This is a genomic window from Caballeronia sp. LZ034LL (assembly GCF_031451215.1).
In the GTDB taxonomy this organism is placed as follows: Bacteria; Pseudomonadota; Gammaproteobacteria; order Burkholderiales; family Burkholderiaceae; genus Caballeronia.
This window is the reverse complement of the sequence record NZ_JARUXR010000001.1, coordinates 1,580,152-1,606,211: the sequence shown is the minus strand read 5'-3', so window position 1 is coordinate 1,606,211 and position 26,060 is coordinate 1,580,152. Positions and strand designations below refer to the sequence as shown.

Sequence of the window (26,060 nt, the reverse complement as noted above, 5' to 3'; positions counted from 1 at the left end):
AGGTGCATTCATTACGCGTAATGCAAAAGTGCATTCATTACGCGTAATGCAACATGCATCATCCTGTCTCGACAAGACGCGCCAGCAAGTCAGCATGCGTATCGTCCGAGGGCGCGGTGTTGTCGACCATCACGAGCGTCTGGGCGAGGGTGTCGTCGGGTACGAACAGGCGCCGGCGATACTCGTCCCAATGCGCCAGTTTGTACGCATCGTTTGGATCGGCGCGGGCCAGAATGCGCTCGCGCGCCACCGCCTCTGCGGTGTGAACCCATACGACGCGAATCGCGACATCGTCGTCGATACCCAGCCACGCTCGATCGAACAGGCGGCCGCTGCGCACCTCGCGCGTGAGCGGCGCCACCACAATCACGCTGGTACCCAGCGAAAGATTCTCAGCCGCGGTATTGATGAGCGAACGGTATTCGGGATCACGGAAGTGCTCGATGAACTGCGGACTGTCGCGATCGTGCGGATCGCCGGTGAGCGCGCCGATCGCCGCAGCGCTGTATGGTCCGTAGAGCGTGTCCTTGTCGAGAAGACAGAAAGGCTCGCCGGCAGCGTTGCTGAGCGGCGCGAACAGGCGCCTGGCCAGCGTGGTCTTGCCGGTGCCCGCATGACCGCAGAAGAAGAGCAAATGCTTCACGCCTGAACATCCTCGAATGGGTTGTGCATGACGACGATGATGCCGCGCGCCCGCGCATTCAGGCAAGCGCGCCGGCAAGTGCGCCGTTAATCGTCCGCGCTCCAGCGCTGATAGCGGTTCATGAGCGGCGTGGCAGTGATGCCGTGAACCACGACCGATGCCGCAATGGTCGCGATGACGAGCGGCACGAGCGGCGTCGCGATGTCGCGCGGAGCATGTTCGAGCGCATAGAGCAGGTAGTAGAACGAGCCCACGCCGCGTATGCCGAACCAGCTCATCAGCCGACGTTGCGTGCCGCTCGCATTGGAGCCGATCAGCGACAGCTCGACGGCCGCCGGCCGCAGCACGAGGAAAAGCGCCGCAATCAACGCTGCGGCCTTCCACGTGAAGAGGTCGCGCCACATCGTCGCGAGCAGGGCGCCGACCATCAGCATGATGGCCACCTCGGCGATACGCTCCAGTTCGATCGTGAAGCCATGCACGCGCTCGGCCACGAACGCGTGGGCGCGCTCGGGATCGGCCGCAGCCGCGCCGACATCGTCTGCATCGATCTTGCCGACCGCCTGCCGCGGCGTCTTGTCGCCGCTCGCCTTCTGTTCGACGCGGCGCATCGCGAGCCCTGCCGCGAACACCGCGAGGAAGGCATAGGTGTGTAGCAGTTCGGCGACGCCATACGACAGCGCGATCAGTCCCAGCGCATAGAAGCCTTCCGGACCCAGCGCCTGTCCATGACGCGTGCGCAGATACGCCACGAGTCGCACCGACAGCGCGCCGAGCAGCCAGCCGCTCGCAAGCGCGCCCGCGATGCCCCATACGGCCTGCAACGCGAAATCCCAGTGCAGCGCTTCGCTTGGCGTGGCCTCGAAGCGGCACACGGCGATGCCGAGCAGCGCGAAGGGCAGCGCAATGCCGTCGTTGAGGCCGCCTTCGCCCGTCAGCGAAAAACGCAGCAAGTCGATGTCGCCAGGGGTTTCCACTTGCACGTCGTGCGCGAGCACCGGGTCGGTGGGCGCGAGCATCGCGGCGAGCAACAACGCCGGGCCCCAGCCCAGGCCGAGCACATAGACGCAGAAGACCGTGAGCGCAACGACGGTGAGCACCATCGCGACCAGCCCGAGACGCACGGGCAGGATCCAGATGCGATCGGTCGGCGGCACGCGCAGGCGCAAGCCAATGGCGAACAGCGATGCGAGCATCGCGACTTCGGTGATGCGCCGCAGGACCGTCGCGTCGGTGGCGAGGTCGAGCGTCAGCAGATTGGCCGCGGCGGGACCGAGCGCGAAGCCGATCGCCAGATAGCACATCGCGGTGCTGATCGGCAGGCGCCGGAACGTCGAACTGGCAAGGCCCATGAAGATGAGCACGCCGCCGACGACGAGAAACCATATCGTCTCGATCATGAATGCCTTCGCTCACGTGAGCCGGAATGGATGAACGCCGCGGGCCAACGCGCGGCATGAGTCACACAAAAGGAGCACGTGTCATGCCCATGTCCGCATCGGACGCCCGGTGCACCGTTCCTGAAGCCGTGGCGGCTTGCGCGTAAGATGCTTCGACTCATGTTCAGCGCTTCGCCGTCCACGACGGCGCGCCCGCAACGGATCACGGAGACCTCACCATGTCACAGCATTTCGATGCAGTCGTCATCGGCACGGGACAGGGCGGCTCGCCGCTCGCGGTACGGCTGGCCGAGAGCGGCCGGCGCACGGCGATCATCGAGCGGCATCTGTTCGGCGGCACCTGCGTGAACGTCGGCTGCACGCCCACCAAAACCTACGTGGCGAGTGCACGGGCCGCGCATGTCGCGCGCACGGCGGCGCGCTATGGCGTGATGATCGACGGCGACATTGCCATCGACATGGCCCGCGTGAAAGCGCGCAAGGACGAGGTGATCGGCGGTTCACGCAGCAGCGTCGAAAAGTGGCTGCGCAGCACGAAGAACCTCACCGTGTTCAAGGGCCACGGACGCTTCACGGGGCCGCATGCATTGCGCATCGAGGCCGCCGACGGCTCGACCCAGGACATCGATGCCGATCTCGTCTTCATCAACACGGGCACGCGCGCAGCGGTGCCGCCCGTGGACGGGCTCGAGAGCGTGCCTTATCTGACCAACGCCTCCATCCTCGAACTCACCGAGGTGCCGGAGCATCTGGTGATCGTCGGCGCCAGTTATATCGCGCTGGAATTCGGCCAGATGTTCCGGCGCTTCGGCAGCCGCGTGACCTTGCTCGTGCGCGGCGAGCGGATCCTCACGCGCGAGGACGAGGACGTCGCCCGCGCGATGCAGGACGTGCTGTCGCGCGAGGGCGTCGAGTTCCGCTTCGGGACCGACCTGCAGCGCGTCGAGCCGCTGGCGGCGGGCGTGCGCATCGTGACCGGCACCGGGACGGTCGATGCGTCGCATCTGCTGTTCGCGACCGGCCGCACGCCGAACACCGACGATCTCGGCCTCGCGCACGCGGGCATCGCGGTGAACCGGCACGGCATGATCGACGTGGACGGACAGTTGCGCACCAGCGTGCCGGGCATTTATGCAATCGGCGACGTGAACGGGCGCGGCGCGTTCACGCATACCTCATGGAACGACTACGAGATCGTCGCTTCGAACCTTCTCGATGGCGAGGCGCGCAGCGTCGACACACGCATCATGGCGTACGCGGTGTTCGTCGATCCGCCGTTCGCGCGCGTGGGAATGAGCGAGGAAGAGGTGTGCAAGGACGGCCGCGAGGCGCTCATTGCGACGATGCCGATGGCGCGTGTCGGCCGGGCCCGCGAGCGCGGCGAAACCGATGGCTTCATGAAGGCACTCGTCGATGCGCGCACGAAGCGCTTCCTCGGCGCGGCGATCTACGGCATAGAAGGCGATGAGGCGATCCATACCTTCATCGACATCATGAACGCGGACGCGCCTTACACGACGCTGCAGCGCGCGATGCACATCCACCCGACGGTGAGCGAACTGATCCCGACGCTGCTCGAAGGCCTGAAGCCGTTGCGATGATGCGTAGCTTCACTGCACGCGTGCAAGGTCAGGCCTTGACCGGCGGCTCGACCTCCACGGTCTTCGCGTGCTCGGTGCGGGTCTCGGGCATCGCGAGCCACACCATCAGCACGGCCAGCGCGCCTGCGCCGGCTAATCCAAAGAAGCTCATGGTCGTGCCGAAGCGATCCGCGGCGAAGCCCGCTGCCGCCGTGGACAGCGTCGCGCCGACGCCCGCAGCGAGACCGAAGAAACCGATCGTCAGGTTGTAGTGCCCGCGTCCGCCCGCGACGTCCGCGGCGATGAGCGGCAGCATCACGCCGAACACGGCCGCGCTGATGCCGTCGAGCATCTGCACCGGCACGAGCAGGTAAGGGCTGCTCACGCCGGCGAACAGAATCGCGCGTACGGGCAGGGCGCAGAAGCCGAGGATCAGCACCGGCCTGCGTCCCCACTTCTGCGCCTGGCGTCCGACCCACGGCGACATCACCGCGACGAGGAACTGCGGCACGATGATGCACGCGGCGATCACCAGTTGAACGTTATCGCCCATGTGCGCGGTGACTTCACCGGCGGCGAGATTGAGCATCGCCGCGTTCGACAAGTGGAACAGCACGACGCATATCGCGAAGATCAGGAGGCGCCGGTCTTTCAGCAACTCGCGCAGCGACTCGCGTTCTTCACCTTCGGGCGTGATCTTCGGTTTGCCGGGCGGTGCACGCGGTACGGCAGGCGCCATGTCGTAATGGATCATGCGCAGCGCGAAGATCGCCGGCACGGCGAGCGCGGCGGTCAGGAAGAAGACCGAACGCAGCGACAGGTACTCGCCGAACGCGCCCATCAACGCAGCGGTCAGCGCACTGCCGATCGACGCCCAGCGCGCATTGCGGCCCAGCCGGTCGCCGAGATCGGCGCGTGAGACGAGGGCGAGCGAGATCGCGGCCATCGCCGGGACGAGCATGCAGCTCGCGAAGCCGTGCAGCACCTCGGCGGCGAAGACGGGGACGAAGGTCGGACTCGCGGCGAGCAACAGCGCGCTCACGATGATCGCAACGATCGCGGAAAGCGCAGCAAATTTCTTGTTGCGCATGGCGTCGACGAGCGCGCCGGCCGGCAACTGGCTCGCCATCGCGCTGATCGTGCCGACGGAAAGCATCAGGCCGATCTCGCCCTGCGTCCATTTATTGGCCGCAAGGTACGAAGCGATGAAGGGGCCGAAGCCGGTCTGCACGTTGGCGACAAAGAAGTTCAGCCAGTCGAGCGCGCGCAGACTGCGTGCAATTACCATGTTGTGAATCTGTTCTCGATGTCGTTATCCGTTATTTGGCGGGGCGCGCGCTGGAGGCCGGCTTCTGCGCCGACACAGCGCCCGAGGCCGTCGTTCCTGTGGGGCCCGTCGCTGCGGCGCCCGATGTTCCTGATGTCCCCGACGCCGCCGGTGCAGCCGATGAGCCCGCTGGCGCCGACGCAGGCGCCGGCACCACCGGCGAGACGATCTTGATCGGCTGCTCGGGCGAGTAGGTCGGCGTCGCCTTCAGTTGCGCGTCGTTGAAGTCCATCTGCAACTGCCATTGCTTGTTGTGCGAGACGACATGCAGATCTCCCCAGTTGGCGGCCACATGGCGCTTGTCCTCCGCCAGCGAGCTCGACAGATCGAGGACGAGTGCCTGCGGCTGAGACTGCGAATCGACCAGCACGTCGACCACCCGGCCGATGCGCGCGCCGCTCTTCTGCGCCACCGTCGAGTCGACCAGCTGCACGAGATTCGGCGGCGCCTCGTTGACCGGCTGCGGCTTGGGCGCCGGATCGGCGGGCTTGCCCTTGGCGGGCGGCGACGGCTGCACGAAGGTGATCGGCGCGCCCTTCGCATTGGGCGTGAAGCGGAAGGCCGTCCACGGGAAATTGACCTTGCGGTCACCGACGCCCATGAAGCCGGCCAGGTTCACCATCAGCAGCTTGGGTCGCGCGGCCGTATCGATATACATGTCCACCGCACGCCCGACGACCTTGCCGTCCGGGCGCTGCACTTCGGCATCGAGGAGGCCGTGCAGCTGATCGTGCTGCATGGTGCGGGTCGAGATGATCTGCGGCGGCGGCGGCGGCTCGGCCGGCTCGGGCGGCGGCGTGACGGCCGGCTCCTGCGGTTTCGGCCGGACGATGCGGCGCTTGGGCTTCGGCGCCGGCGCGGGCTTGACGGCGGAGGCGGGCTCGGGGGCCTGCACTTCGGGCAAGGGCTCCTCGGGCTCGTTGGGCGCGGCTTCGGCGGGCGTCGGGATGTAGGAATGCTCGACGATCGGCGCGGGCACCTGCTTCGGCAGCAAACCGCATGCGGAGAGCACCGCGGCGCCCAGCAGGGTTGCCGCGGTGCGAAGCCGGAGGGCGCTGCGGGTTCGTGCGCAGGTTCGTGCGCGGGTTCGTGTGCCAATCAATGCGCATAGGGCGACGAGCGCCAGCATGCGCGCAAAGAGACGCGCCAGGCAGTACGCGGCCGCGTGCAAGGCGCCATCGATCGGGCGCACGCGGCGAGGCGCGCGCTCACGGTTCGACGACCCATGACCCCGATGCGGGTAACCGCCTGTCATCACAAAAGCTCCATGGTTCCGAATCACCTGCTTGTTGATCTTGATTGTCGTTGGTCGGATCGTGGCGTCGCGCAGTTGGTATCCGCACGTGCATGTACGTATGCGTCCGTCATGCGCGGTTGCCGGCGGCGTACCCGTTTTAGCACACTGCACCCCGCATGCTGCGTGTGTCGATCGCCGGGACGGTTTGCATCCTGCATGCAAAAGGCTGAATGCAAAGTCCCGCAGGAGGAAGTCGACGCGCCGTGACTGCCCGCTGACCGCCGCCGTGCGTCCCTACCGGCACCCTCATGCCGCGCCCGGCTGATTGCGCGCAGCCGATATTTCGGCGAGGCGGGCGGCGGTATCGGGCGCGCCCATCTTTTCGGCGGCGTCGCGGGCCGAGAAGCCGCCGGCATCGCGCGCATCGGGATCGGCGCCGCGCTCGACCAGCAACTCGACGATCTCCACGCGATTGAACATCGCGGCGATCATCAGCGCGGTGCGTCCGTCGGGCGACGCGCCTTCGACATCGGCGCCATGCGCGAGCAGCGTCTCGATGACGTCGGTGAAGCCCTTGAACGCGGCGCCCGCGATCGGCGTCTGGCCGTTGTCGTTGCGCAGGTCCGGATCGGCCTTGTGCCCGAGCAGGACGCGCACGGCTTCGGCGTGGCCGTGATAACTCGAAAGCATCACGAGACTGTCGCCCTTGTCGTTGCGCAGGTTGGGCGGCAGACCCTTGGACAGCAGGGCGTCGAGCATTGAGGCGTCGCCGCGGCGGGCCACGTCGAACACTTCGCTTGCAAAGGCGATCATGTCGTCGTCGGGGCCGGGGTTCGATTGCTTCGGCGCCTGCTGGTTCGGATCATGCTGCATGCTTGACTCCATTTCGATTGCGCCGCACGCGCTGCTTCTTTCCTGAGCGAAGCGTTGCAAGCGGGTGCCTTGCTGTGTTTTGCATGCATGGGTCATGCATACCAAGTGGCATTTCGCATGCAAAACGCATCATGCAAAATGAGCGGCGGACGCGGGATCAACCGGGAGCATACACAGGTTTCATGTCGCGCCACGCTTGCCGCGGGCCGAAGCAGCACGAATCGAGCCCAGGCGCGCGGTGCGGGTACGCTGTATGTTGCGTTTCGCGCATCCGTCCGCAGGGCTGCGAGCGCTTGCGGCGTTGCACGTGACGATGATTGTTGCGAGGGGCTGCAAACGTATCGTCAGCGGGGTGAGTTGCGGAAGCCGCAAGAGCTGGAGAAGCCGCGAGAGCCGCAAATGCCGTAAAACCGCGAGACGGCAAAAGCCGGAAGTTGCAGCAGCTACCGAAGCCGCAGGCGCTGCAGTCTCTCGCAGCTATAACGGGTCTTGCGGAACCTTGAAGTTCGCGACGCTGTGAAGCACCCACCCCGATCGAACCTGCAACACCCAGACACACACAGCACGAATCCTGAAAACACCCAATCGCCGGCGTTTCGCAACGCCTTCCCCGCACCCTCACCACGACACGACCCAAATGACCGACGCAGCATCTGATTCCCATGGCACACCACAACCCGAAACGGGCATTCGCCGTCGCGCGCCGGCCGCCGAGCGCAATGGCGATGCGATTCTATCGGTCCTCAAGCGGGTACTGCCGCGAAAGGGCGTCGTGCTGGAGATCGCAAGCGGAACCGGACAACACGCGACGCACTGCGCTGCCGCGTTGCCGGACATCGTGTGGCAGCCGAGCGATCCGGATGCCGCGTCGCGCGACTCCATCGCGGCTTGGCGCGCTCACGCCGGACTGACGAACCTGCGCGAACCGCTCGCTATCGACGTGACGAGCGATGACTGGGGCATCGGCGCGGTGTCGGCGGTGGTGTGCATCAACATGATCCACATTGCGCCGTGGGCGGCCACGGAGGCGCTTTTTCGGGGCGCCGGCGCGAGACTCGGCGCGGGGGGCGTACTGTACCTGTACGGGCCGTACCGGCGCAACGGTTCGCACACGGCGCCGAGCAATGAAGCCTTCGATCAACAGTTGCGCGCGCGCGATCCGCGCTGGGGCGTACGCGATCTGGAGGACGTGGAGAGCACCGGCGGGCGCGTCGGCTTTGCGCTCAAGGAGGTCATCGCGATGCCTGCGAACAATTTCAGCGTCGTCTTCGAGAAATTGGCATAACGCATTCAAGCTTCGCCAGCCGAGCGCGCACCCGCACCGAGGCGCACCAGCCGTCCGCGCCATGAAACACTTGCCATGAGTGAGGCGGCTACGATCATCGCCCCGCCGATCCATCCGGCGCTCGAGACGTGTTCACCGAGCCATACGCTCGCGAACAGCGCGCCGAAGGCGGGCTCGCTGCCCATCAACAGCGACACCCGCGTGGGACTGCTGCGGCCGATCGCGTAGTTTTGCGCAAAGAATGCAAACAGCGTGCATGCAAACACGAGATACAAAACCGAGCCCCAGAACGCCGCATGACCCGCGACCGACGGCAGCGCCTGCCATTGCGACGGCGCAAGCGTCAATGCGATCGCCGCGCTGCCCATCGTCACGACGCCCGCCTGCACGGCCGTCACCGTGAGCGCCGGCAGCGGCGTTGCCCGCAGCACGCGCTTGGTCACGCAGACCGATAGCGCGCGCAACACGGCCGCGGCGAGGATCAGGCCGTCGCCGAGATTGAAATCGAAGGAAAGGGTGCCGTTGCTGGCGAGCAGCCACGCGCCCGCGAAGGACACGCCGACTGCGATCCATTCGGGCGTCGAGGGCCGTCGGCGGAGCAGGCCCCATTCGACGAGCGGCGTCAGCACCACGCACAGACTGATGAGAAACGCGGCATTCGCAGCACGCGTGTGCAAGACGCCGAAGGTTTCGGCGAGAAAGATCGACAGCAGCAAAAGGCCGAGCACGACCACACCGGCAAGTGTCTTCCGGCCAGCCGACCGCAGATGCCGCAAATGGACAGCCAGCAGGCAGAACGTGATGCCGAAGCGCAGGGTCAGCAGCCCGAGCACGGGGTAGAAGGCCAGCGCGCTCTTGACGACGCCGTAGCTGCTTCCCCACACCATCGCGACGGCGAACAGCAGCAGATCGGCAAGCGGCAATATACGGCGGGCGGGCGATTCGCGGGACATGGACGGCTCCGAAAGAAGAAGCGAAAGAAGCCGTCATTGTCGAATGATGCGCGGTACGTGATAATCGGGTCGTCACGCACAGCGTTATTGTCGCAGATGCACAAATGAATCCCGTCGATCTGTTCGCCCTGATGCCCGACATGGCCGTGTTCGCACGCGTGGTCGATGCCGGCAACTTCTCCGTCGCCGCACGGCAGCTGGGCACGCCGCCCTCCACGGTGAGCCGCCAGATCAAGCGTCTCGAAGAGGCGCTCGCCACGCGCCTGCTCGAACGCTCGACGCGCAAGGTCCGCGTCACGGAAGCAGGGCAGCAGGTGTATCGATACTGCCGCGACATGGCCGCCGCCGCCGCGGCCGCCGTCGATGCCGCGGGCCTCTCTACCGGCAAGCCGCAGGGGCGCGTTACGCTGTCGGCGCCGACGGCCTACGCGAAATCGGTCATCCATCCGCTCGTGCCGGCGTTTCTGGCGGCCTATCCGGAAGTCGACGTGCAGCTCGTCTTCAGCGACCACGACATCGATCCGCTCGAACACGACATCGATCTCGTCATCCGCGCGACCAGCCAGCCGCCGCAAGGGCTCGCTGCCCGCCCGCTCGGGCGCGTGCGCTGGCAGCTGTGCGCGTCGGCGGATTACTTGCGCGCGCGGGGCGTGCCTGAACATCCGCGCGAACTCGCGGCGCACGATTGCATCTATCTCGGCGAAACCGCCGACGACAATCGCTGGCGCTTCACCCGGCACGCGAGCCACGCGGGCGGCGAGAACGCCGAGACGGCGACGGTCACGGTGCACGGACGCTACCTCGCGAATCACGCGGGCGCGCGGCTGGAGGCGGCGGAACGCGGGCTCGGCATCGCGGCGCTGCCCGAATTCGCCGCCCGCGATGCGCTCGCCGCCGCCAGCGTGCAGCCCGTCCTGGCCGACTGGGAGATTCAGGTGCGTGCCTATCAGGGCCCGGTGTGGCTGCTGTATCCGCCGAACCGCTTCCTGCCGCCGAAGGTGCGGGCGCTGATCGATCACCTGCATGCGCACCTCGGGGACGCGTCGCCATCGGCTTGATTTAGGACAAGCTTGCACGCGCCGAAACCGACATCGCCGTGTAGACTGCGAATGGTCGTTCATTGCGCCGCAGTCGCCCGGGGCGCTCAATCCGATCTCCCCTTTCCCGGAGGCGTCGTACATGCACGCAGCGTTGCCGCAAGGCGAGCAGGAAGCCGGTTCCACCGATACACCCGCAAGACCGACGCGCGATCTGCGCCGCGTCGACATCCATCCAGACAACTGGTATCCGCTCGCATGGTCGCGCGAGGTGAAGCGCGGCCGCGCGCATGGCGTGAAGTTCGCCGGCGATCCGATCGTGCTCGTGCGCACCGAATCGGGCCAGGTGTTCGCGCTCGAAGACCGCTGCGCGCATCGGCAGGTGCCGCTGTCGGCGGGCGTCGTCGACGGCGAGTCGATTCGTTGCTGCTATCACGGCTGGACCTACGACTGCACCGGCCGCTGCACCGACATTCCCTATCTCGGCCGCGAGCGCCTGCCCAACGGCGTGCGCGCGTATCCGTGCCGCGAGGCGGCGGGGCTGATTTTCGTGTTCACCGGCGACCCGGCGCTCGCCCCGCAAGCGAAGTTCCCCGAACTCGGTTCCGCCGACGATCGCGCCTACAAGACACGCCGTTTCGGCGGCGATGTGAAGTGCCACTACACCTTCATGCACGAAAATCTGATGGACATGAACCATCAGTTCCTGCATCGCCGGCAGATGGGCAGCATGCGCGCGCGTTCGCTCGGACGGCGTCGCGGGGATGACTGGATCGAGGTCGACTACGTGTTCGCGCGGGAGGCAGGCAAGCAGCCGATCGGCGAGGCGCTGGTGTTCAGCCAGAAGCGCGGCGCGAAGCCCGACGACTCGAACAAGGACGTCATGACGGTCCGCACCGAGTATCCGTGGCAGACGCTCAAGATCCGCACCAAGGACGACACCATGGTGATGGATCTGTGGATCGCGTATGTGCCGCTCGACGCCGAGCAGCGCACCAACCGCACCTTCGGCCTGCTGTCGATCCGCCGTCCGAAGCTGCCGCTGGTGCTCGACGCCGCGTGGCCGCTGCTGGTCTGGTTTACCGAGCGCATTTTCACGGAGGACCGGTGGATCGTCGAACGTGAGCAGGAAGCGCATGACCGGCAGGGCGCGGATCACAACCACGAGGTGTTCCCGGTGATCCTGGATCTGCGCGCGCTGTTGTCGGAGCGAGGCGTTCCGCACGGCACCGGACGCGGCGGCGGCGAGACGCGTCGCGTGCATTTCATTCAGCCGGTGCAGGAGCTGCCGGCTTCGTGAGGCGCTTCCTGCGGAGCGCTCTCGATTGCGCGCGCCGCGGCGCGGCGTTATACAGAAACCGAAGGCATCCATCGACAGCAGGCGAACGGTTAAGCACGGAGGACATTCATCATGAACAACGACCCGACCGAGCCGCGCAGCGACGCTCCGCACATCGACGATGCGCATCCCGAAGTCGAGCACTTCGACGCGGCGATCTCGCACGTCGATCAGTCCTACGCCGCCGGCAAGATGGCCGCGGGCGCGGCGAAGGGCATCCTGTACAGCATCATCGAGACGCTCGGCACGCTCGTCGGCGACCCCGATCTTCCCGCGCATGCGCGCTCGGGCTATGAAGGCCTTCTGGAAACCGCGCGAGAACTACGCACGAAAATCGAGCCCTGAACCGGCCGGGGAATACGGCCAGCGCCGCGCCCCGGTGCTGGCAGAGTCCTTTCTTTATGCTTTCGTTTTCCATTGCTGTAACGCTGAGCAGAAAGCCAGACGCCTTATCGAAGTAATTCCAGTACTGACGCCGCGGGTCAGCTGACCCGTACCGCGCGTTCCCCGTGCCGGTCTCTTTGCGCGTCGTCTTTTTCCGGCATCCCAATCCCTCCGCAATCCCGCGCCATCGACCTTTCAGGCGATCCGGCCGCATTTGCCGTGTGATCGTTCGTCTCATGCAAAAGCCGCTCCGACGCCACGCTGAAGTCAGCTAAACGTCAGTTTCGCGACCGGATGCCGCCAAATGCAGCTTGCGAAAATTCTGGTTAACCAGACAGTGAAAAAAAACGACAACAAAGTGTGACGTTCTTTCGCATTCTGTCTGTAAGCCATACACTTCCCGTCGATAAAGTTACGACTTGATACACGTCAAGCCGCTTCAGCGGCACCGGTTCCACAAGTCGACGACACAAGTTCAGCCCATTGCATGAGGAGATTAAAAATGAAGCGTTTCGCGCTGACCCAGGCCGCTGCCGTCGCAGCCACGACATTCGCGGCCGCGGCACCGGCTTTCGCCCAGAGCAGCGTCACGCTCTACGGTATCGTCGACGATTCGATCGTCTATCAAAGCAGCCAGACGTCGCTGGGTTCGAACAGCGGCGGCCGCTCCAACGTCAAGATGGCGTCGGGCATCTGGGCAGGCAGCCGCTTCGGCCTGAAGGGCGCTGAAGATCTGGGCGGCGGCAACAAGGCCATCTTCCAGCTGGAATCGGGCTTCAACATCAACACCGGCGGCCAGCAGTACACCAACGCCATGTTCGGCCGCCAGGCATGGGTCGGTCTGACGAACCCGGGCTACGGTACCCTCACGCTGGGCCGTCAATACACCTCGTACTACACGCTGATGTCGCCGTACAGCCCGACCAACTGGCTGACCGGCTATTTCGGCGCGCACCCGGGCGATCTGGACGAACTCGACACGATCTACCGCGCGAACAACTCGATCGTCTATACGTCGCCGAAGCTGTACGGCTTCACGGTGAGCGGTTCGTACTCGCTCGCAGGCGTGCCTGACAGCGCCTACCAGGGTTCCACGTGGTCGGCTGCGATCCAGTATCAGCAAGGCCCGATCGGCGGCGCAGTGGCGTTCACGCGCATCAACAACTCGACCAACGGCGGCGGCGTGTACGGCGCGGACTCGACGACCAACACCGGCGGTCAGTCGGGCGTGTCGGCGGTGACCAACGGCTACCAGGGCGCGCAGGCGCAGAACCGCTTCGCGGTGGGCTTCGGCTACACCTTCAACAGCGCGTGGGATGTCTCGGCGACGTACACGAACGTTCAGTACATCCCGGGCATCAACTCGAAGTTCACCGACACGGCCATCTTCAACACGGCCGGCACCGTGCTGCACTGGAAGGCAACGACGGCATGGGACTTCGCGGCAGGCTACAGCTACACGTGGGCCAGCAAGGCGAACGGCATCGACGACGCAGCGTCGTACCACCAGTTCAACCTGTCCCAGTACTACTCGCTGTCGAAGCGCACGGGCCTGTACGCACTGGAAGCGTTCCAGCGCGCGAATGGCCGCACGCTGGGCACGCCGGTGTTCACGCCGACGGGCGCGGTCAACCGCCAGATCAATGCGACTGCATCGATCGGCGACGGCTTCCAGGGCGCACCGTCATCCTCGCGCAGCCAGTTCGCGGCGGGCGTGGGTATCATCCACCGCTTCTAAGCATTACTTCGCGGCCGCGTGCCGCGGATCGTTGCAAAACCGGACGCCTCGTGCGTCCGGTTTTTTTTGTGCTTCTCCACGCTGATCCGCTGCGCCGGCGGGCGCAGGCCTTGCTGACCGCATTTCACCAATGCAGCCATGGAGAATCCAATCATGTCCAATCGCTCAGACTCATCATCCGGCGCCGATGCTCCCGCCGCCCTCGCGCGTCCCTTCAGGTTGTTCGCGGTCGAACAGCGCTTGCTGGCGCAGAACGTGGACGGCAAGGTGATCGATATCGGCGCGATGGAGGCAAAGAACGGCGCCTTCTGCGCGCGCACGGATTCGGGCGACATCGTCACGGAGCCGAAGCGCAGCGCCGAGCTTGCGTTGAAGGCGCTGGTCGAGCACCTGTCGTTCGACTTCCTCGATGGCCTCTTCACGAGCGAGCGCGAAGCCGAAGTCAGCGGACGTTTGCAGGACTATCCGGGCATCGAGTTCGAACTCGACGAGACCTTTCCGCGCGACATGACCGAACCCCGGCCGCCGCATTTGTTCTGAGGTTCCAAGCGCTGCGGCGCGCATTCAGGAGCCGGACCGCAGCGTCTTCGCCGTGTCCTTCGGTGCACCAGGCGGACGACGTGCGGTGTGATCGGCGTGATCGGTGCGTGGCGGAAACATCGCGCCGACCAGACGATCGACGAAGAAGAAGAACTTGTCGGACGCGTAGCCCGCAATGAACGCGATGGCGAGCGGCGAAACGTTCTTGCCGCCTTCGAGCAAGCCGCTGAACAGCCCGATCGATATCCCGACGATCACCGCGCTCGTCACATGCGCCCGGTTGGCGACTTTCGAATGCTCCGGATGAAAGGTGCTGGCCGCGGAATCCGCGGACAACTGGCGCAGGATCGCCGCACACGCGCCCAGCCATGCATAGAGCACCGGCAACATGAAGCCGGTGACCGCGCCGACGATCGACAGGATGATGTCGTTCGCATAGAGCGCCATTGCGCGAATGTCCTGATAGACGGCGATTTTCTGGAAGCCTTGCTGGACGGCGTCGAGGTCGGTGGGCGGATGGCTGTCGCCGGGTTCCGCGTTCGGCCTGGCGAGCAGCGGCAGGGTAATTTCGAGCACTTTGCGTGCGACATCCGGATTGCATTGCCAGTCGCCGCTCTGCGTCTTGCCGGAGAAATAGCGCGGTGAATGCGAAGTGCGATAAGCGCCCTGAAAATTGAGCACGCTTTCCTGGGCGTCGCAGGGCGCCTTGTAGGGGCTGCGGATCGCGCCGAGCCCGAGACTCGTCGTGAAGGCGCTGATGCGCGAGACGTCCGCGAACAACTGGCGATTATTGGTCGCGAAGTTCTGCAGTTCCTCCTTGATCTGCAGCGCGGGCTGCGAATTCTGCAACGCGATGACGGCATCGGCGTCATGCTTTTTTTCGGCCTCGCCGATCGCCACCGCATGCGCCTGCAACTGGTTGTGCAGCGTGAGCGCGGCGGCGTCGTTGCTCTTGACGACCGAGGCGATGTCGGTGGCGACCTGATTGGCGACGAACAACAGACACGACAGGGACACGACGAACACCGTCAACGCAATCGCCGAATACGTGTAGATGCGGATCGCGCGGCGCGCGCCGTGCCGCGCCTCGTCGCCCGCGGTCTCCGCGACGACCGGCGTGACCGCATGGGCGATGCGGCTCATGGCGGCGTAGAACGCGCTCTCGATGCCCGCGTCCCACGCGTGCTCTCCCTGCGCGGCGCGCGCTTTCGCGATGGCTTCGACATCGTGCTCGTCGAGCAGCTTGCCGTTCTGCGCGCCATACGAAATCAGGTCGCGGCAGTGGTCGAGATCGCTGACGATGCGCCGTCCGGGATAGTGCACCGAAGCGGCGATGCGGATCATCGCCTCATAGAACGCGCTGCCGATCTCGCGATCCCATACGCCTTGATCGAACGCCTCGCGCGCACGGCGCACGGCGTCGACATCGGCTTTCGTCAGGACGGTGCCGCTCCCGGCCGCATGCGAGATCAGCGCTTCGCATGCAGCCAGGTCCTCGGCGACGCGCGGACCGGGCTGGCCGCTGCCGGCTTCGTCCTGGTCTTCTTCTTCGTGTTCCTGAGCGTTGGAGGCGTGCGCGGCGCGTTCCGATGTCGTGGATGTGCTCATTCCGGTCTCCTCGTGTCCGGGCGGAGCATGGGCTGCGGGCGGACGTCATGCTGGCCAGGCGCATGGATGATTGCGATTGCAACTATCGGCGAAAGGCGTTCATGTGCCGACAGTCAGCGCCTTCAATTGCGTGACGAATGCCGGATACGCGCTGAGAAAGCCCGGATCCTTCAGCCGCGCGACGAGACTCGGATCGATCGTTTCGTTCAAAGCCTGGCCAGCGGTGCGCGGCTCCTCCTTGCAGACTGCCTTGAGGAACGGGTGGTGCGCGGTGAACTCGGTGTACGAATCGATGGGCTGCGAGTCGTAGGCGAGCGGTGGAATCTGGATGGGACCGTCGATGGCGAGACCGCGTGCGGCCGCTTTCTGGCGCAGCCATTCGGCCGGAATCAACGGCAGCAGATCCGCGGGCGAGCGCGGCGGGCTGAGATAGCCGCCGCCGACATTCGCATGCGCGCCCGCGAACCAGCGCTGTTCGAGCGGCAAGTCGCCGCGCGCTTCGTCGCCGGCAGTCCACAAGGTCGGTTTGTAGAGCGAGCGGAATTCGTTGGCCGCGATCGCGTGATAAGCGGCCTTCGTGCTGTTCGAAAGCGTGGTGTCGTGGAACCGGTAATAACTCGAGAAACCCGGCACCGGCAAGCCGTCCAGCGGGATGCCGAGTTCGCCGACGGTATCCCACACGCCGATGAACTCGACATCCACCTCGCGCGAAAACTGCTTGCGAAAAGCGACGACCGAAGCGGCCGACGCGCCGTTATCGCGATCGCGATAGATGCCGTAGGCCTGATCGACCGAGTCCGCGTCCCAGCCGTTGGTGAGGCCGCATTTACGGATGAGTCCTGCCAGGCTGCGCGCGGAATAGGCGCCGCGGCTGAAGCCGAGGATGTAGATCTTCGCCTCGGGCCGGTAACGCTGGCACAGCCATGCATAACCGCTCTTGATGTTCTGGCTGAGGCCGTCGCCGAAGGCGCCGCCCAGGAATTTGTCGGCGAGCGCGAACAGGCCTTTGCCCTGCGTGCCGACGCCCGGCACGTAGAAGGTTTCCTGCTGATCGGTTTCCGGCGCAAGCTTGTAAAGCAGATAGGCGTTGGTGCGATCGTTGGGTTCGTTCCACGTGCCGTCGAAGAAGATGGCGAGGTTCATGAACGCGGGTCTCCGGTGGTCCTGACTCGATGGCGCCGGTATGACAATTGACGCCCCGATGTAAGGAATAGGAAACGGCGGGGTCATGTGCAAGCACGCGACGCATGGAAAGCGGGCTTCATGCACCGAAGCGCTGCATTTTGGCGGATAAGCGTGGCATGTCCGCGTGCGCGGCGGCAGGGATGCCGCGCACATTGCGCGGCCTTGTGCGATGCTGAGTCTGCGGTCGGATGAAAGGCCGCACTCCTGCGGGGATCATCATGAAAAGCAAGCCTTTCGGCGCGGCGCTGATCGCTGCATCGGCCATGCTGGCGATGCTGTCGATACTGGGCACATCCGCATTCGCGCGCGATGACGGACCGCGTCTCGCGCAAGACCGCCTCGATGCGCTCGTCGCGCAGCATCGGGAAGCGGCGCGCAACATCGGCGCGGCGCCGGTGCGTCAGGACCGTGCGCAATCGCCAGCTTCGTTGCAAACACCGACGAAAGACCAGGCGCTTCCGGCTTCGGACGCATGACCTGTCGATGACCGAAGGCGGGCCGCCTGGCCTGCCGGAAAACTGGCGTGCAACGCGCCGGACGGCGATCGCACGCATTTTTTTTGCAACGCGTTCCGTTTTTTATTCTCGGGTAAAGGTATGAAATTTGCGGCCGCCGCCCGGGTGCTCCGCGGCGGTACGCCGTCGATCCTCCCTTTCACCTTCATTGAGACCCATGACAAGGAAAGCGCTATCGATCGCCATTCTCTCCGCCTCCGTACTCGCAGCGGGCTGCGCGGGCATCGGACCGGGCCGCCTCAAGGCCGATCAGGTCGACTACGCCCGCGCGCTCGGCGACGCGAAAAAACGTGAAATTCTTGCAGCGATTGTCGGATTGCGCTTCGCCGATGCGCCTTCGTTTCTCACGGTGAGCAGCATCATCGCCGCGTACACTTTCGATGCCACCGGCGGCGCAATACTGAACGCCGGTTCGGGCGCCCAGCCGAACTATGCGCAGGCGACCGGCAGCGTGTCCTATTCGAACCATCCCACCTTCACGTTCACGCCGACCACCGGCGATGCCTACGCGAGCGCGTATATCCGGCCGCTGTCGCCGACGCTCGTCATGCCGCTCGCGGAAAGCGGAATTCCGATCGACCTGCTGCTGCGCATTACCGCGCAGTCGATTGCAGGGCTGCAGAACGGCACGGCGCTGGGCGGGCCGAATTCGTCGGGCTCGCCGCAGTTCTTCCTGTTGCTGCAGGCATTGCGCCGTCTGCAACTGGCGGGTGAGTTGAACGTCGAATCGCGCAATACGGACAGCGGCAAGGACGACAAGACGGCCAAGGGCACGAGCCGGATCAACGATGCGGACAAGAGCGGCGTGTTCATCACGCTCGGCGCGACGCGAAGCGGCGACAGCAAGCAGGTCACCGACGACCTGGCGCTCGTGCGCAAGCTCCTGCATCTGTCGCCGAAGATGAAGACCTACGAGATCGTCTACGGGCAATCGGCGGATCACGACCGGGTGCCGATGGTCACGCGCTCGGTGCTGGGCATCCTGACCGATCTCGGCGCGCAGATCGCCGTGCCGAACGAACAGGTGGGCAACGGGGCGACCAAGCCGACGATCGGGCTGATCGGCGGTGAAACGCGGCCGACCATCGTGGTGAAGACGGGAGAGAAGCCGCCGAAGGATGCCTATGTGAGCGTGCTTTACGACGAGTCTTCGTACTGGATCGACCGCGGCGACTTCGATTCGAAATACGCGTTCACGGTGGTGCAGAACCTGATGGCGCTCGCGGAGGTGACGGATACCTCGAAGTCGCCGGTGGTGACTATTCCCGCGAATTGACGGATACGTTCATGCACGAGGCACTATGCACGAGGCGCGGCGTGCGGCGTACCGTGGAAGTAGCGAAATCCGTCCGCGCGTGATTGCGTTTTGCATGCAGCATTAGTAATGCCGAAGGGCATTTTGCATCACGCATGCAAAAGACAAAGAGCGGCATCGGAAGATGCCGCTCTTTGTCTTTTTATCTATCTCCGTCGGAGTACATCCGACGGAAGCGGGCGAGTCCGGATGACCTTACTGGCCGAAATACGCGCTCAGTGCACGCGGCTGCGCGCCGACCGTGCGTCCCGATTGCGACGATCCTGCCGCCACCGAACCGTAGTCGCTCGTTTGCACCGGAGCCTGGGCCAGCGTCTGCGTGCTCACGCGAGCTTCGGCAGCCTGAATGTTTTGCGGATACGACGGATCGCTGATGTTCGGGTTGTAGCCAGCCTGCTGGAGCTGAACCAGTTCGGCGCGGACCTGTGCGCGCGAAACCGGCGCATCGGACTGCTGTGCAAACGACAGTGCGGGAACAGTGAGAGCAGCGGCAACAGCAAGGGCGGAAACGAGCGTCTTCATGATATTTAACTCCGATTCGGATGTCTGATGGTGCTGCCGTTCTTTTCTCAAGCAGCTTGAAACGGAGTTTAAAGACGGGCCTGATGAAGATCATTCTCTTATCTGTTGATTGATCTTTGTCGAGACGGGAATAATCGCCATGACGAGCTTTGCGCATCATGCAAAGTTTTAGCGCGATCCCTTTTGGGAGCAGCGTTTGAAGGCTAAAGAACTCCTTGGCTGCAAGCTTGAATAATGCTTTGTTGCATGACGTGTAAAGATTATTCTTCGAAGCGGTGCTTAATCGCCGGTCGGTGTCCCGCTAGACTCGCGACGCCCGCGTTCGTCGTCATAAATCGTTTAGCGCGCAAGCTGCAAGCCAATCGCCATCAAATACCCTGACCGTTCTGCCATAAACGGCGCAATCGCTCATTCCTCAGCAGAAATACTTCCGCATAAACCCTCGCAAGCGTTTGCGCAAATTGTTTTGTAAGCTTCAATTGTGTCATCGTAGCGAATGTTCTTGCCCGATCATGTCGGGCAATCCAACGATTCGAATAACGAACACTAAACGGGGCAAGCGGAACTTCGATGTGGATCGTCAGACTCGCGCTCAAGCGCCCGTACACCTTCATCGTCCTGTCGCTGCTTCTGCTGATCATCGGTCCGCTTGTCATCCTGCGTACCCCGACCGATATCTTTCCCAACATCGACATTCCGGTCGTCAGTGTCATCTGGTCCTATACGGGTCTGCCGCCCGATCAGATGGAACGCCGCATCACGCTGAATTACGAGCGCGGGCTGTCGGTGGCCGTGAATGACATCGAGCATATCGAGTCGGAATCCTTGCCCGGCATCGCTGTCATCCGCATCTACTTTCAGCCGGGTGCGAACGTCGATGAAGCCATCGCCGAGATCACCGCGCTCTCGCAAACGCAGTTGCGCTCGCTGCCGCCGGGCATCACGCCGCCAAACATCCTGCGCTTCAACGCCTCCACGGTGCCGATCCTGCGGCTCGCGCTGTCGTCGTCCGAACTCACCGAACAGCAGCTCTACGACTTCGGCAACAGCTTCCTGAAGACGCAGCTCGCGACCGTGCAGGGCGCATCCGTGCCGTTGCCGTATGGCGGCAAGCAGCGGCAGATCATGGTCGATATCGACTCGAACAAGCTGCAGGCGAAGAACCTCGCGCCGACCGACGTCGTCAATGCAATCAGCGCGCAGAACCTGATCCTGCCGACCGGCACCACAAAAATAGGTCCGCTGGAATATTCGGTCGGACTGAATGCGAGTCCGGGCTCGATCGAAGGCCTCAACGACATTCCCATCCGCACCGGCCCGGCCGGCACGATCTATATCCGCGACGTGGCACACGTGCGCGACGGCTTCCAGCCGCAGACCAACATCGTGCGCGTGGACGGCACGCGCGCATCGCTCCTCACGATCAACAAGAGCGGCAATGCATCGACGCTGGATATCGTCGCGCGCGTGAAGAACCTGCTGCCCACGTTGCGGGGCATGGTGCCCGAATCGCTGAAGATCGATCCGGTCGCGGACCAGTCGCTGTTCGTGCGCGCGTCGGTGTCGGGCGTGCTGCGGGAAGCGGTGATCGCGGCGGGACTCACCGCGCTGATGGTGCTGCTCTTCCTCGGCAGCTGGCGCGCCACGCTGATCATCGCGATCTCCATTCCGCTGTCGATGCTGACGTCGATCGTCGCGCTATCCGCGATCGGCCAGACCATCAACATCATGACGCTGGGCGGACTGGCGCTCGCCGTCGGCATTCTCGTCGATGATGCCACGGTCGCCATCGAGAACATCAGCCAGAACCTTGAACAAGGCAAGGCGCTGGAAGAAGCCATTCTCGATGGCGCGCAGCAGATCGCCGTGCCGACGCTCGTCTCGACGCTGTCCATCTGCATTGTCTTCATCCCGATGTTCCTGCTGACGGGCGTCGCGCATTATCTCTTCGTGCCGATGGCCGAAGCCGTGGTCTTCGCGATGCTGGCTTCGTACTTCTTTTCGCGCACACTGATCCCGACGCTCGCCAAGTACCTGCTGCGCCATCATGAACACATGGGCGGCGATGTCGAATCGATGAAGGGCTCACGCAACCCCTTCGTGCGCATCCATCTCGGCTTCGAGCGGCGCTTCGAGGCGGTGCGCGGCCGCTATCGACGTTTTCTCGAAGCGCAACTCGCGCATCCCGGACGTTTCGCTTCACTGTTCCTGCTGTGCTGTCTGCTGTCGCTCGGGCTTGCGCCGTTCCTCGGGCGCGACTTCTTCCCGTCCGTCGATTCCGGCGTGATCGCGCTGCACATGCGCACGAAGACCGGCACACGCATCGAGGAAACCGCGGCGCTGACCGATCGTGTCGATGCCCGTATCCGGCAACTGATTCCACGCGGCGAGGTCCGTTCGATCATCGACAACATGGGCCTGCCGGTATCGGGCATCAATCTCTCGTACAGCAACACGGGCACCATCAGCTCCGCGGATTCCGACGTGCTCATCAGCCTCAATGAGGATCACGCGCCGACCGAAGGCTATATCCGCGAACTGCGCAAGCGCCTGCCGCAGGAGTTTCCAGGCGTGGCGTTCTCGTTCCTGCCCGCCGATATCGTGAGCCAGATCCTCAACTTCGGCGTTCCCGCGCCGATCGATATCGCGATCACCGGGCGTGACGTGCATGCCAACCGCGCGCTCGCGAACCGCTTGCTCGAGAAGATCCGCCGCGTGCCGGGGCTCGTCGATGCGCGCATCCAGCAGCCTTCCGACCTGCCGTCGATCAATGTCGAAGTGGACCGCACGAAAGCCCTGCAAGCTGGCTTCACGCAGCGCGATGTCGCCAACAACGTGCTCATCACGCTCTCGGGCAGCCAGCAGACGACGCCCACGTTCTGGCTCAATCCCGTCAACGGCGTGAGCTATCAGGTGATCACGACAGCGCCGCAGTACGACATGAATTCGCTGCAGTCGGTGGCGAACATCCCGGTCACGTCGGCGAGCGGCAAGACGAATATTCTGGGCGCGCTTGCATCGCTGTCGCGTGGCGCGCGCGATGCCGTCGTGTATCACTACAACGCGCAGACCACCATCAATCTCTATGCGACCACCGAGCGGCGCGACCTCGGTGCGGTATCGGATGACGTGCAGCGCATCCTCGACGAAGCGCGCGGCGAGTTGCCCAAGGGCTCGTCGATCGAGATGCGCGGGCAGGTCGAAACCATGAACAGCTCGTTCTCGGGTCTCGCGTTCGGGCTCATCCTCGCGGTCGTGCTGGTCTATCTGCTGATCGTCGTGAACTTCCAGTCATGGCTCGATCCGTTCATCATCATCACGGCCTTGCCGGGCGCGCTGGCAGGCATCGTGTGGATGCTGTTCCTCACGCACACGACGCTCTCCATTCCCGCGTTGACGGGCGCGATCATGTGCATCGGCATCGCGACGGCCAACAGCATCCTCGTGGTGAGCTTCGCACGCGGTGCGCTTGCCGAACATGGCGATGCGCTGCGTTCCGCGCTGGAGGCAGGCTATACGCGCTTTCGTCCGGTGCTGATGACGGCCACCGCGATGATGATCGGCATGGTGCCGATGGCGATCGGACTCGGCGAAGGCGGCGAGCAGAACGCGCCGCTCGGGCGCGCGGTGATCGGCGGATTGATGGTGGGCACCATCGCGACGCTGTTCTTCGTGCCGGTCGTGTTCTCGATGATCTATCAGCGCATGGAAGCGCGCGGCAAGGGACCGGGCGCAACGGCGCGCGCGCCGCGCATTGAAACCAACGATCCGCAAGCGGAGTGAGCATGGAAGAGCAGGTGTCGCAACGATCCGACAAGCCGAAGCGCGGGCGCTGGTGGCTCGTGGCCGCGCTGGTGGTGATCGTCGCGCTCGTCGCGCAGGGCATCGTCTCGCGGCATGCGGCGCATGCGGAACTGGAGCGCGATGCGAGCGAGCACAGCGTGCAGACGGTCGAGGTAATCAAGCCGGCGCGCATGAAGGCCTCGCAGGACCTGGTGCTGGCGGGCGATATCCGCGCGTTCTCCGATGCTCCGATCTTCGCGCGCACCAACGGCTATCTGAAGCGCTGGACCGTGGACATCGGCACACGGGTGAAGAAGGGGCAGTTGCTCGCCGAGATCGATGCACCCGAGATCAACGACCAGCTGCGTCAGGCGCGCGCCGATGCGCAGACCGCGCGGGCCAACTATCTGCTCTCGAAGACCACGGCCGAGCGCTGGACGCAGATGCTCAAGAACAACTCGGTCTCGCGCCAGGAGACGGATGAGAAGAACGGCGACATGCTCGCCAAGGAAGCCGCGTTCAATGCCGCGCAAGCCAACGTGTCGCGGCTCGAACAGCTTGTGTCGTTCCAGAAGATCTATGCGCCTTTCGATGGCGTCGTGACCGCGCGAAACACGGATGTCGGGCAGCTGATCGATGCGGGCAGCGGTGCGGCAGGACGCGAGCTGTTCCACATTCAGGATGCGTCGGCGCTGCGGGTGTTCGTCGACGTGCCGCAGGCCTATGCGCGCATGGTGACGGTGGGGCTGCCTGCCGAGCTGCTGCTCAACGAAGATCGCAACCGCAAGTTCGAAGGCGTGACGGTGCGGACAGCCGGCGCCGTCGATCCGGTTGCACGCACGATGCGGGTCGAAGTCGATGTCAAGAACCCGACCGGCGAACTGCTTGCGGGCGCCTATGCGCAGGTGCGTTTCCGGCTGACGAGCGCGACGCCTGCGTACACGCTGCCGGGCAATGCCTTGCTGTTCCGTCCCGATGGCGTGCATGCCGCAAGCGTCGATGCCAACGATCGCGTCAAGCTGTTGCCGGTCACGCTCGGTACGGACTACGGCACGCGAGTGGCCATTGCAACGGGACTGAAGGGCGATGAACGCGTGATCGTGAATCCGCCGGATTCGATCATCGACGGGACTGCGGTGCGCATCGGCCGGACGCATGGCGGCGCGCCGCAGGGACCGCGCGGGGGCGCGGCGAAGCCGGAAGGAAGCGAGTCGTGACGCGGGCTGCATTCATTCTTCGGCGAGGCAGGCCGATCGCCTGGCTCGCAGCGGCCGTGCTGTCAGGGTGCGCGGCGGGTCCCAACTACGTCCGTCCGGACGTCGCGATGCCGGTTGCATACAAAACGCAAACTCCGTCGGACATTCCGGCAACGGCATCGGCATCGGCCACGCAGGACTGGAAACCCGCCCGGCCCGCCGACGCCACGCCGCGTGCGCCATGGTGGGAAGTCTATGGCGATCCGCAGTTGAACGCGCTCGAGGAACGCGTCGCCGGAGCGAATCAGACCGTGGCCGCAGCTGCGGCGCGCTATCGCAGGGCGCGTGCAACCGTGGCGCAGACCCGCTCGGCGTACTTCCCGACGATCACCACGAATGCGGCATTCAACCAGTCTCGCGCGTCATCCAACGTGCTGTACAAGTCGAGCGCGGGCGTGACGGTGCCGGACTATCTCGTCGACGCCCAGATCTCCTGGGAGCCTGACTTGTGGGGGCGCATCTCACGCGCCGTTGAAGGCGGCCGCGCCGAGGCGCAGGCGAGTGCGGCAGACCTCCAGGGCGCCATCCTGTCGATGCAGGCCGAACTCGCCACCAACTACTTCGATCTGCGCGGCACGGTGGAGGAAGAGCGGCTCCTGCAGGCGACGCTGCAGGCCTACGACAAGGCGCTGGCGCTGACTCGCGACCGCTTCGCAGGCGGCGTCGCGGCTGAGTCCGACGTGGCGCAGGCGGAGGAACAGCTTCGTTCGACGCAGGCGCAGTTGATCGACCTGGAGACGACGCGCGCGAGTCTCGTCAACGCGATCGCCATTCTCGTCGGCGAGCCGCCCTCGAGTTTCACGCTCGACGTCGATCCGCTCAACGAAGGGCATGCGCCTCGGCCATCGGCTGCGCTGAACGCGCTGCCGCTCAGCGTGCCCTCTGCCTTGCTCGAACGTCGGCCGGACATTGCGGCGGCGGAGCGGCGTGTCGCGGACGCGAATGCGCGCGTCGGCGTGGCCACGGCGGCGTTCTTTCCGAACCTGTTGCTCGCCGCGACGGGCGGACTGGAAGCCACTCACTTCAGTTCGTGGATCGAGGCGCCGAGCCGGTTCTGGTCGCTCGGGCCGCAGCTCGCGTTCACCGTACTCGATTTCGGCGGCCGCGCCGCAGCGCGCGATGCTGCGCGCGCCGCTTATGACGAGAGCGTCGCGGACTATCGGCAGACGGTGCTCTCGGCCTTCGGTCAGGTGGAGGACAACCTGAACGCGCTGGACGTGTTGCGCCGCGAGAGCGCCGCGCAACGCGATGCGGTCGACGCCGCGCAACGCGCGCTCTCGAAAGTGAGCAACCGCTATGAGAACGGCGCCATCACGTATCTGAGCGTGGTGGTGACGCAGGCAATCGTGTTGTCGGATCAACGGGCGGCGGTGCGCATCGAGCGGCGCAGGATGTCGGCGAGCGTCGCGCTGATCAAGGCGCTGGGCGGCGGCTGGAGCGCCGCCGAATTGCCGGACACGGACGAGTTATCGCGGCGCGAGTGATAAGGCATTTTGCATGCATTAGACCGGATGGAATCATGCATGCAAAGGGCAAAATG

The 26,060-nt window shown here is 64.7% G+C and carries 21 protein-coding genes; 12 read left to right on the top strand and 9 right to left on the bottom strand.

What is annotated here, in order from left to right; genetic code table 11:
* Positions 1–58: 58 nt before the first annotated feature.
* Positions 59–643, bottom strand: a complete 585-nt coding sequence (locus tag QCE83_RS07395; RefSeq protein ID WP_309808420.1) for an ATP-binding protein — start codon at positions 641–643, stop codon at positions 59–61.
* A gap of 86 nt (positions 644–729) precedes the next feature.
* A complete protein-coding gene (locus QCE83_RS07390; protein WP_309808419.1) occupies positions 730–2,043 on the bottom strand; it encodes a cation:proton antiporter in 1,314 nt (437 codons plus the stop codon).
* A gap of 218 nt (positions 2,044–2,261) precedes the next feature.
* Here QCE83_RS07390 and QCE83_RS07385 point away from each other — a divergent pair, with 218 nt between their 5' ends.
* Positions 2,262–3,644 (top strand): FAD-containing oxidoreductase, encoded by a 1,383-nt coding sequence (locus QCE83_RS07385; protein WP_309808418.1) that lies wholly within the window; start codon positions 2,262–2,264, stop codon positions 3,642–3,644.
* Positions 3,645–3,672: 28 nt separating this feature from the next.
* On the opposite strand, the gene QCE83_RS07380 is transcribed toward QCE83_RS07385, so the two are convergent.
* The 3 genes from QCE83_RS07380 to QCE83_RS07370 all read right to left on the bottom strand — a co-directional run bounded on the left by QCE83_RS07380 (position 3,673) and on the right by QCE83_RS07370 (position 7,000).
* Positions 3,673–4,911: an MFS transporter gene (locus QCE83_RS07380; protein ID WP_309808417.1), complete on the bottom strand. Its 1,239-nt coding sequence runs from the start codon at positions 4,909–4,911 to the stop codon at positions 3,673–3,675.
* Positions 4,912–4,942: 31 nt separating this feature from the next.
* A complete protein-coding gene (locus QCE83_RS07375) occupies positions 4,943–6,205 on the bottom strand; it encodes a hypothetical protein (RefSeq protein WP_309808416.1) in 1,263 nt (420 codons plus the stop codon).
* 288 nt (positions 6,206–6,493) lie between these two features.
* Positions 6,494–7,000, bottom strand: a complete 507-nt coding sequence (locus QCE83_RS07370) for an ankyrin repeat domain-containing protein (protein ID WP_404984747.1) — start codon at positions 6,998–7,000, stop codon at positions 6,494–6,496.
* A gap of 697 nt (positions 7,001–7,697) precedes the next feature.
* Between QCE83_RS07370 and QCE83_RS07365 the strand changes: the two genes are divergently transcribed.
* Positions 7,698–8,345 carry a DUF938 domain-containing protein gene (locus QCE83_RS07365; RefSeq protein ID WP_309808414.1) on the top strand — a complete coding sequence of 216 codons (648 nt, stop codon included), beginning with the start codon at positions 7,698–7,700 and terminating at the stop codon, positions 8,343–8,345.
* Positions 8,346–8,350: 5 nt separating this feature from the next.
* Here QCE83_RS07365 and QCE83_RS07360 read toward each other — a convergent pair whose 3' ends face one another.
* Positions 8,351–9,298 (bottom strand): EamA family transporter, encoded by a 948-nt coding sequence (locus QCE83_RS07360; protein ID WP_309808413.1) that lies wholly within the window; start codon positions 9,296–9,298, stop codon positions 8,351–8,353.
* 104 nt (positions 9,299–9,402) lie between these two features.
* On the opposite strand from QCE83_RS07360, the gene QCE83_RS07355 reads away from it, so the two are divergent.
* From QCE83_RS07355 to QCE83_RS07335, 5 genes are all read left to right on the top strand, one after another.
* Positions 9,403–10,356, top strand: coding sequence for a LysR family transcriptional regulator (locus QCE83_RS07355; RefSeq protein WP_309808412.1), 954 nt, complete (start codon positions 9,403–9,405; stop codon positions 10,354–10,356).
* 121 nt (positions 10,357–10,477) lie between these two features.
* Positions 10,478–11,635: an aromatic ring-hydroxylating dioxygenase subunit alpha gene (locus QCE83_RS07350; protein WP_309808411.1), complete on the top strand. Its 1,158-nt coding sequence runs from the start codon at positions 10,478–10,480 to the stop codon at positions 11,633–11,635.
* A 111-nt stretch (positions 11,636–11,746) separates the two neighbouring features.
* Complete coding sequence (locus QCE83_RS07345; protein ID WP_309808410.1) at positions 11,747–12,019, top strand: hypothetical protein; 273 nt, start codon at positions 11,747–11,749, stop codon at positions 12,017–12,019.
* A gap of 541 nt (positions 12,020–12,560) precedes the next feature.
* Entirely contained in the window at positions 12,561–13,796 is a 1,236-nt protein-coding gene (locus QCE83_RS07340; protein ID WP_309808409.1) for a porin, read from the top strand.
* 153 nt (positions 13,797–13,949) lie between these two features.
* Positions 13,950–14,336, top strand: a complete 387-nt coding sequence (locus QCE83_RS07335) for a hypothetical protein (protein WP_309808408.1) — start codon at positions 13,950–13,952, stop codon at positions 14,334–14,336.
* Between the two features lie 24 nt (positions 14,337–14,360).
* Here QCE83_RS07335 and QCE83_RS07330 read toward each other — a convergent pair whose 3' ends face one another.
* Both QCE83_RS07330 and QCE83_RS07325 read right to left on the bottom strand, forming a co-directional pair.
* Positions 14,361–15,944: a hypothetical protein gene (locus QCE83_RS07330; RefSeq protein ID WP_309808407.1), complete on the bottom strand. Its 1,584-nt coding sequence runs from the start codon at positions 15,942–15,944 to the stop codon at positions 14,361–14,363.
* Positions 15,945–16,043: 99 nt separating this feature from the next.
* On the bottom strand, positions 16,044–17,087 hold the full coding sequence (locus tag QCE83_RS07325; RefSeq protein ID WP_309808406.1) for a DUF2235 domain-containing protein: 1,044 nt from the start codon (positions 17,085–17,087) through the stop codon (positions 16,044–16,046).
* Positions 17,088–17,347: 260 nt separating this feature from the next.
* On the opposite strand from QCE83_RS07325, the gene QCE83_RS07320 reads away from it, so the two are divergent.
* Both QCE83_RS07320 and QCE83_RS07315 read left to right on the top strand, forming a co-directional pair.
* On the top strand, positions 17,348–17,605 hold the full coding sequence (locus tag QCE83_RS07320; protein ID WP_309808405.1) for a hypothetical protein: 258 nt from the start codon (positions 17,348–17,350) through the stop codon (positions 17,603–17,605).
* Between the two features lie 196 nt (positions 17,606–17,801).
* Entirely contained in the window at positions 17,802–18,920 is a 1,119-nt protein-coding gene (locus QCE83_RS07315) for a hypothetical protein (protein WP_309808404.1), read from the top strand.
* A gap of 234 nt (positions 18,921–19,154) precedes the next feature.
* On the opposite strand, the gene QCE83_RS07310 is transcribed toward QCE83_RS07315, so the two are convergent.
* The gene (locus tag QCE83_RS07310) at positions 19,155–19,481 is read right to left on the bottom strand and encodes a DUF4148 domain-containing protein (protein ID WP_309808403.1); all 327 of its coding nucleotides are present in this window, start codon (positions 19,479–19,481) and stop codon (positions 19,155–19,157) included.
* Between the two features lie 570 nt (positions 19,482–20,051).
* Between QCE83_RS07310 and QCE83_RS07305 the strand changes: the two genes are divergently transcribed.
* Genes QCE83_RS07305 through QCE83_RS07295 form a run of 3 tightly spaced genes read left to right on the top strand, consistent with a single transcriptional unit; the run spans position 20,052 to position 26,004 of the window.
* The gene (locus QCE83_RS07305) at positions 20,052–23,264 is read left to right on the top strand and encodes an efflux RND transporter permease subunit (protein ID WP_309808402.1); all 3,213 of its coding nucleotides are present in this window, start codon (positions 20,052–20,054) and stop codon (positions 23,262–23,264) included.
* Between the two features lie 2 nt (positions 23,265–23,266).
* Positions 23,267–24,481, top strand: coding sequence for an efflux RND transporter periplasmic adaptor subunit (locus tag QCE83_RS07300; protein WP_309808401.1), 1,215 nt, complete (start codon positions 23,267–23,269; stop codon positions 24,479–24,481).
* Complete coding sequence (locus QCE83_RS07295; RefSeq protein WP_309808400.1) at positions 24,478–26,004, top strand: efflux transporter outer membrane subunit; 1,527 nt, start codon at positions 24,478–24,480, stop codon at positions 26,002–26,004. The genes QCE83_RS07300 and QCE83_RS07295 overlap by 4 nt, the downstream gene beginning before the upstream one ends.
* Positions 26,005–26,060: the final 56 nt, after the last annotated feature.